Source organism: Bartonella sp. DB5-6 (genome assembly GCF_000278115.1).
GTDB lineage: Bacteria > Pseudomonadota > Alphaproteobacteria > Rhizobiales > Rhizobiaceae > Bartonella > Bartonella refiksaydamii.
Genome location: NZ_JH725117.1, coordinates 125,876 through 133,156 on the forward strand (window position 1 = coordinate 125,876; position 7,281 = coordinate 133,156).

General features: G+C 40.8%; 8 protein-coding genes and 2 pseudogenes. 1 reads left to right on the forward strand and 9 read right to left on the reverse strand.

From position 1 onward, the window contains the following. The 9 genes and pseudogenes from MCO_RS10830 to MCO_RS04435 all read right to left on the reverse strand — a co-directional run. Nucleotides 1-487 (reverse strand): annotated as a pseudogene (locus MCO_RS10830) (cell envelope biogenesis protein TolA); the annotation flags it as partial. A 77-nt stretch (nucleotides 488-564) separates the two neighbouring features. After that, on the reverse strand, nucleotides 565-1,017 hold the full coding sequence (gene tolR / locus MCO_RS04400) for a protein TolR (RefSeq protein ID WP_007552860.1): 453 nt from the start codon (nucleotides 1,015-1,017) through the stop codon (nucleotides 565-567). A 12-nt stretch (nucleotides 1,018-1,029) separates the two neighbouring features. Next, nucleotides 1,030-1,743, reverse strand: a complete 714-nt coding sequence (gene tolQ, locus MCO_RS04405; protein WP_007552861.1) for a protein TolQ — start codon at nucleotides 1,741-1,743, stop codon at nucleotides 1,030-1,032. A 144-nt stretch (nucleotides 1,744-1,887) separates the two neighbouring features. Then, a complete protein-coding gene (gene ybgC, locus MCO_RS04410; protein WP_007552862.1) occupies nucleotides 1,888-2,328 on the reverse strand; it encodes a tol-pal system-associated acyl-CoA thioesterase in 441 nt (146 codons plus the stop codon). Between the two features lie 282 nt (nucleotides 2,329-2,610). Then, nucleotides 2,611-3,696, reverse strand: coding sequence for a Holliday junction branch migration DNA helicase RuvB (gene ruvB / locus MCO_RS04415; RefSeq protein WP_007552863.1), 1,086 nt, complete (start codon nucleotides 3,694-3,696; stop codon nucleotides 2,611-2,613). 12 nt (nucleotides 3,697-3,708) lie between these two features. After that, nucleotides 3,709-4,326, reverse strand: coding sequence for a Holliday junction branch migration protein RuvA (gene ruvA / locus MCO_RS04420; protein ID WP_007552864.1), 618 nt, complete (start codon nucleotides 4,324-4,326; stop codon nucleotides 3,709-3,711). Between the two features lie 13 nt (nucleotides 4,327-4,339). Then, nucleotides 4,340-4,849, reverse strand: a complete 510-nt coding sequence (gene ruvC / locus MCO_RS04425; protein WP_007552866.1) for a crossover junction endodeoxyribonuclease RuvC — start codon at nucleotides 4,847-4,849, stop codon at nucleotides 4,340-4,342. A gap of 315 nt (nucleotides 4,850-5,164) precedes the next feature. Continuing rightward, on the reverse strand, nucleotides 5,165-5,683 hold the full coding sequence (locus tag MCO_RS04430) for a DUF1465 family protein (protein WP_007552867.1): 519 nt from the start codon (nucleotides 5,681-5,683) through the stop codon (nucleotides 5,165-5,167). A gap of 172 nt (nucleotides 5,684-5,855) precedes the next feature. Further along, nucleotides 5,856-6,998, reverse strand: a complete 1,143-nt coding sequence (locus MCO_RS04435) for an OpgC family protein (RefSeq protein ID WP_007552868.1) — start codon at nucleotides 6,996-6,998, stop codon at nucleotides 5,856-5,858. Nucleotides 6,999-7,095: 97 nt separating this feature from the next. Between MCO_RS04435 and MCO_RS10990 the strand changes: the two are divergent. Continuing rightward, nucleotides 7,096-7,281 (forward strand): annotated as a pseudogene (locus MCO_RS10990) (thiamine phosphate synthase); the annotation flags it as partial.

Consider the following 7,281-nt stretch of genomic DNA (forward strand, 5'->3'; position numbering starts at 1 on the left):
CTTCAGGCACAACCTTCGAAACATCCTCTTGAAGGCTCTCCATAGGCACTTCAGGCACAACCTTCGAAGCAACCTCTGTTTTCACTTCTGATATTTCTTGTTGTATAAGTTCTGGTGAAGGTTTTTCTAAAGCGCTCTCTTCTCCTGATGGCGGAGACGTTGTCTCAACGATCTGCGGTTTTTCGTCTGGTTTAAAAGGTGCAAGACTATCGATCTTCCCTTCCCCAAAATGATGCGCATCTTCTTTTTCTTGTGGTTTGGTTGTGGGTTTCACTGCTGGAATTTCACGCACAGGAACATTCAATGCCCCTTGTTGAGAAGAAAACTCTTGAGACAGAGGAGCAAGAGTAACCGGAACAGCTTCCAATTGTTGTGGTAAAGAGATGGGATTGATGAGATGAACAGCCCCCCAACCGAGAAAAATCACATGTACGACAAGGGATAAAACCAAGCCTCGTTTCATACTATGATAGGAGTCTTTATTCATATTCATGCCTTGCGTTTTTTATCTTTAATCGCTCTACACTGTTTTTACGTACAGCATGCGATAATTTATGATAAATCTTATTGAGCCAAACTGGCTAAAGCAACTTGTGAAAAGCCTGCCTTCTGAATATCAACAAGCAATCGTAAAACTTGTTGATATTCAACAGTTTTAGCCGCACGCACAAAAATACGTTGGTCTTTTTGCGCAGGATTAGTTTCTAATTGAGCTTTGAGGTGTGCAATTAGAGCTTCAGGTGTATCGTAATAATCTTGATTAATGGCTAAGCGCCCTTGCGCATCAAGTGAAACCGTGAGTGGAGTATGCTGCGTTCGCACAGGACCCGCTTGACTACGAGGCAAATCAAGCGGAACACCATTGACCAAAAGGGGAGCAGAGACCATAAAAATAATCAACAACACCAGCATAACATCAACAAAAGGTGTAACATTGATCTCACTCATCAGTTGGCTATGTGAATGGTGCCGCCTGCGTGTATTTTTTCGAGAAGAAGAAGCAACAAAAACGCCCATGGGGTCCTCCTCTTATAATGATGAATGAGATGTAAGTGTCTCATCGATACGACGTGATATAATTGTTGAAAATTCATCGGCGAAGTTTTCTATTTGTGCGATTATCCGAGCACTTTCATGAACCAATTTATTATAGGCAATAACGGCTGGAATTGCTGCAAACAAACCGATAGCGGTAGCCAAGAGCGCTTCTGCTATGCCCGGTGCAACAATTGCAAGCGAAGTATTTTGAGAGGCTGAAATAGAAAGAAACGAACTCATAATACCAATAACTGTTCCAAAAAGGCCGATAAAAGGACCAGCGGACCCCAGTGTTGCAAGAAAGCTTAATTTTGATTCTATTTTTGCACTTTCGCGCCCCAAAGTGAGATCCATAGCTTTATCAATCCTACTCTGTAGGCTTATCGACGTATGAATGCCTTTTTCGAGAGATTTTTTCCATTCCACCATTGCTGCCATAAAAACTGCCGATATACTATTGGTGCGCTGAATTTTACATTCTGCATAAAGATCTTCTAGAGCTTTCCCTGACCAAAATGTGCGTTCAAACTTTTTTATTTCACGTCGTATTCTCCGATAGGTCAAAATTTTATCAAAAATAATTGCCCAACTCCATACGGAAGCCAAAAGCAATCCAATCATAACAGCCTTAACGATGAAACCCGCTTGCATAAATAAACGCAATATTCCAATCACTTCTGGATTCGTTAATTCTACATACGGCATAATTTTTATCCCTCCAAATGAAAGGTACATTTGTTAAAATTGAATAAAGCAGATTGTTTTATAGTTTCTAAATTTAAGAAAAAAACTTTACTCTTTCATCAGTCAAAGAGCCAACACAATACCACTTTAAAACAGAGTATACTTTTAAACAAGAACCGTTGAAAAAAGACTTTTTGGTAAACGGCGTGGTTTTCCTGTCTCGTTAATAAGAGCAATTTCAACTTTTGCTGTTACCAACATCTCATCCTCGCGCAAAATGTATTGTTCCATGAAAAAACGCGCCCCTTGAATATGATTGATGCGTGTTTTTATGGTTAAAAGATTATCGATTTGTGCTGATCGTGAAAATTTAATTTCCATATGACGTACAACAAAAAATAGCTTTTCCCCCTCCACACCTGAGGCTAACATCTTGTTATTAAAACCTGTATCCCGTAAAAATTCTGAACGTCCCCGTTCAAAAAATTCTAGATAGCGCGCATGATACACCACACCAGAAAAATCTGTATCAGCAACATAAACCCGCACTTGAAAAGCATGAAAAGCGTTTGTATGATTGCCCGTTAAAGAGGATATCTCAGTCATCTGCTGTGTTCCATAAAACCGTTTGTATTGGCGAATACTCTTAAATGTCAAGCAATTGAACGCATTTTTGTGTTGAAATCGTGGAAACTGGATTATAAAGTTCTCAATCTCTTGAAGCTTTGACTGTAAAATTGGACTTTTTTGTAAAAATGTGCCCGCGAACGATTTATTTACTGTACACAAACTTGGTTCATACAGGCAAAGCTTTTGTATAGTTGCTCTTGCAAGGGGATATTTCACAAGGAAGTATTTGACAAAGATATATCTCCCAAGGGAGATGTCTCACTCATCTGCTTCATCCCATAAAGTTGTTTGTAAATCCTCCCGATCAAGCGGTTGAACGCTCCTTTGTGTTGAAACCTGAGACACTGGAGGACAAAGACCTAAATGGCTCCAAGCTTTTTCTGTAAGAATTCGTCCACGAGCGGTTCGTTGAATAAAACCTTGTTGGAGAAGATAGGGTTCAACAATATCTTCAATAGCATCACGCGGTTCTGAGAGAGCAGCAGAAATAGTTTCAATTCCCACCGGACCACCTAAAAAAGTTTCCGCAATCAACCGCAAATAGCGATGGTCAAGAGGATCAAGACCAAGGTGATCAACTTCAAGGCGCGAAAGCGCTTCATCCGCAACTTTTCGGTCAATCTTTTCCGCCCGTTTGACCAAAGCAAAATCACAAACCCGCCGTAAAAGCCGCCCTGCAATCCGTGGAGTACCGCGCGCACGGCGTGCAATTTCATGGGCACCATCATCACTAATCTGCACTGAAAATAGGCGTGCATTACGCTGAACAATATATTCCAATTCCTCTATAGTATAAAAATTGAGACGGATTGGAATACCAAAACGGTCCCGCAATGGTGTAGTCAACAACCCCAAACGCGTGGTTGCTGCCACCAAGGTGAATTTAGCAAGGTCAATTTTAACCGAACGTGCTGCGGGCCCTTCACCAATGATAAGGTCCAGCTGATAATCTTCCATAGCTGGATAAAGAATTTCTTCAATTGCCGGACTTAAACGGTGAATTTCATCAATAAAAAGAACATCGCGTTCTTCTAGATTTGTTAAAAGAGCCGCCAAATCCCCTGCTTTAGCAATGACAGGACCTGAGGTAGAACGAAAATTAACCCCCAATTCTTTTGCCATAATCTGTGAAAGTGTTGTTTTGCCCAAACCAGGGGGTCCTACAAACAAAACATGGTCGAGTGCTTCTTTGCGTGCTTTTGCCGCTTCAATAAATATTTTTAAATTTGCCCGTGCTGCTTCTTGACCAATAAAGTCGTCGAGTACTTGTGGCCTTAAAGAACGATCTGGATCATTGGGAAGGGGAACACTACCGAGTAGGCGTTGATCTTCATCTTTATGCATTATTACCCCATACTAATTGGGAGGAGAAAGTAATTTGAGACTATGGCGAATAAGCAGTTCAGAGGAAATGGTTTCCCCTTCAAGAACCTTCATCGCTAAAGCAAGAGCACGGGCTGCTTGGTCACGTTCAAAACCAAGCTTAATGAGAGCGGAAAGAGCATCATTTGTTGGTTGATTGGTAACTTCCAGATGAGGAAGCGGAGCAGACTGGACCGCATGTTCGTTAAAGGACGGTGCTTTACTTTTCAGTTCGCCAACAATTCTTTCACTGACTTTTTTACCAACGCCCGGAGCACGACTAATCATTGCAATATCATTTAAGGCAATCGCTTGCGCCAACTCATCAGGCGACAAAGTGCCCAAAATTGCCAAAGCAACCTTCGCGCCCACACCTGGAACATTTTGCAAAAGACAAAACCACTCCTGTTCAGCTCTTGTAGCAAAACCAAAAAGTCGGATAGCATCTTCACGAACATGCGTTTCAATAAAGAGGCTTATACCCTCACCAAGAGCGGGCAAAGAAGGACGCAACCGATTTGATACAAAAACGATATAGCCAACACCTTGAACATTCACAAGGATATGATCATCAAAGATATGCTCAAGAATACCTTTTAATTTACCAATCATACCATAATCCCAATCATGCCATAATCCTTGAACGGTGAGAAATGCTACTACGGTGCATACTGTGACAAAGAGCAAGAGCAAGCGCATCAGCCGCATCACTGCTATCAAATTCCGCACGGGGAAGGAGAATTTTTACCATCATATGAATTTGTTCTTTAGCACCATGTCCAACACCAATAACCGATTTTTTTACCTTATTTGGAGCATATTCAAAAACGGGCAAATTTGCTTGTGCTGGAGCAAGAAGCGCAATAGCACGCGCTTGACCAAGCTTTAAAGTTGCCGTAGCATCTTTATTGACAAAGACATGTTCCACTGCTGCTTCATGGGGCATAAATTTATGCAAAACATCTGAAAGTCCTTTATGAAGTTGGCATAATCTGGAAGCAAGGTCACACCGTACATCAGAACAAAGCGTTCCTGCTGCAATAAATTGAAAGCGATTACCGGAGAGATCGATAACACCCCATCCTGTACGACGTAATCCGGGATCAATGCCTATAATACGAATCGTCTCTGCCATAAATCGCAAGCCTATACACTTTTCCCCCCCTTGAACAGAGACTAATAGCCAAGACAGCAAAGGAAAAACAGATCTTCTCTAACAGCGCGCATAAATTCCATGCGCGCTTCTAGACTAGATGAAATGGATTTTACCACACTTCAATATTAACCCTCTCTGCCATAAGTTTCAAGTCTATACACTTTTCCACCCTTGAACAAGCTAAACAGCAAAGAGCAAAGAATACAGAACAATAAAAAAGAATATTGATCAAAATTTATTTTGAAAGAAGAGGCATGCCCGCCAAAATGAAGAAGAAGCGAGGTACAACATTTTCTAAGAACGCCCAAATGCTGTCTTAATCAATTCGATTTGCTTGCCCACCGGATTGCCCTCTTCCAAAACATCAGAAGATCCGCTTTCTCTACCAGCACGCATATATTGCATACGTGCTTCAAGACGCAGTGAACGAGCAACAAATTGTCGGAAGATTTCTGGTAACTCTTGCCAATGAGGGTTTTCTAGTTTCAGCGTCGGTGTATGAAGCGATACTTTTGCAATCTCTTTTTGTATTTGCTCTGGTGTCATTTCTCCTTCGCGCTCTGCACGTAAAAGAAGGAGTTGTGAGGCAATTTGCATAAGCCGTGTGCTTAAATACATTGCTTCTTTGGCATACATTGCAGAAATTTCTGCTGAAAGGGAACGTGCCGCTAATTTGCCCTCTGTGTCAATATAAGTTGCGGTTTCTTCAATGAGTGTCATCGTCTCTTCATAGAGGCGATTGAAAGCATTATCAAAAGCATTATGCTCAATCATGATAATGGGTTCATCATGGGGAAGTTTATGTGCACTCACGCTTTCATACTCCAATATCAGCACAAAAATTATGACACTCAACGATTAGAGAGTTAAAAAGTTTCTTTTCCTGCTGCGGTGAATGTCTTTTTTATAATGAGTACCTCTTTTTAAACTCTTGCGCAATGTACTTCTTAAGCTAAGGTTAACACGCCATAGACGTAGAGTAGCGTTACAAACTGATAGTTTTCCGTGAAGAAAACCAGCGAAGAGATCGACGTTTTTCACAATAATATGCGACCCCGAATTGCAGAGCAATACCGCTTATTATAAGTAAGGTATCGGAAAAAAACGTTCCTGTCATCACTGTTTTTAAAACTTGTCCCAACATGGCAAAAACAGTTCCCGTTACAAAGACGGGTAAACTGTATTTTCCCAAAATTGCTAAAGGATGTTGTGGTGAGACATAAAACCACTTGTGCAAACGAGGCAAGCAAAGGATGAGCCCTGATAACGCAACAATATGGAGCAGACGTGGCAAGCTTAAAAAAGTTTTATTAAAATTAATCAATGGGGAAGACCAACCAAGCCAGCCCAGAACACCCCACCAATTGAAGCGCACCCATAAAAATGCAAGCAAAAGATAGCCCGCAGAAAGAACAATCCAAAAAGGTTGAAAGGCGATTCTTGTCCCCTGTTTAAGAGATAAAGTGCTAACCAACCCTACGACAAACAAGAATTGCCAAGATAAAGGGTTCAAAAACCATTTCCCCTCTAAAGGATAAGAAGGGGGAGCAATTTTATAAAATCCGCAAACCAAGTACAATATGAACGAGCCCAAAAGCAAAAGCCCTTTCCGTTTACAACTTAAACAAAGCGCAAAGGGTGCAAAAAGCATCAGAACAATATAAAGTGGAAGAATATTATTATACCCTAATTGATGTCCAAAGCTTAAGGTGCTAAAGAATGCGACAAAAGGCTGTGTAAAAAATAGACCCACATTATTCATTGATAAAAGTTTCTCTGAACGCCACAATAAAAAGCCTGCGAAAAAAAGGCTGAGAGTTACAAAAGTAGTAAAAAGATATGCCCCATAAAGCTGAAGAGCTCTCTGCCAAAGTTTGCGAACAATGAAAGTAAAGGGCTCCTGATGTAACCGCGCATGAAAACTTAACCCAAGAGAAATTCCTGAAAGCAAAACAAAAACTTCTGCGGCATCAGAAAAACCGAAGTTTCTATGTGTTAAAGACTCATAAAGAGTTCCAGGAATATGGTTGATGAAAATCGTCAATAAGGCTAAAGAACGAAAAACATCAATGCGCGTATCACGATGAGAAGGATGTGTATTATGATTAAGAGCACCCTGGTATCCCATAAGTGGACCCCCATAAGCAATAAATGAGCAAAGCGCGCTTTAGAATGTAATTTTATTTTTAAAAGTCAAGTTTATTTTTAAAAATCAAGGACTTTGTATGACAAAAGAAAAAAACAAATCGATTGATCCCCATCCTTGTCCTCAATTGGTTTTAACATTGGATGTTCGACGGACTTTAGAACCTAGCTTTTTGCATCAAATCTTGCAAATCCAAACCTCACAACCCCAAACCTCACAACCCCAAACCTCACAACCCCAAACCTCACAACCCCAAACCTCACAA

Excerpts from the sequence above, each read along its gene's own strand:
- tolQ (WP_007552861.1), bottom strand. The coding sequence starts at position 1,743 with ATGCCGTATGTAGAATTAACGAATCCAGAAGTGATTGGAATATTGCGT.
- ruvB (WP_007552863.1), bottom strand. The coding sequence starts at position 3,696 with ATGCATAAAGATGAAGATCAACGCCTACTCGGTAGTGTTCCCCTTCCC.
- ruvA (WP_007552864.1), bottom strand. The coding sequence starts at position 4,326 with ATGATTGGTAAATTAAAAGGTATTCTTGAGCATATCTTTGATGATCAT.
- ruvC (WP_007552866.1), bottom strand. The coding sequence starts at position 4,849 with ATGGCAGAGACGATTCGTATTATAGGCATTGATCCCGGATTACGTCGT.
- tolR (WP_007552860.1), bottom strand. The coding sequence starts at position 1,017 with ATGGGCGTTTTTGTTGCTTCTTCTTCTCGAAAAAATACACGCAGGCGG.
- ybgC (WP_007552862.1), bottom strand. The coding sequence starts at position 2,328 with ATGACTGAGATATCCTCTTTAACGGGCAATCATACAAACGCTTTTCAT.
- MCO_RS04435 (WP_007552868.1), bottom strand. The coding sequence starts at position 6,998 with ATGGGATACCAGGGTGCTCTTAATCATAATACACATCCTTCTCATCGT.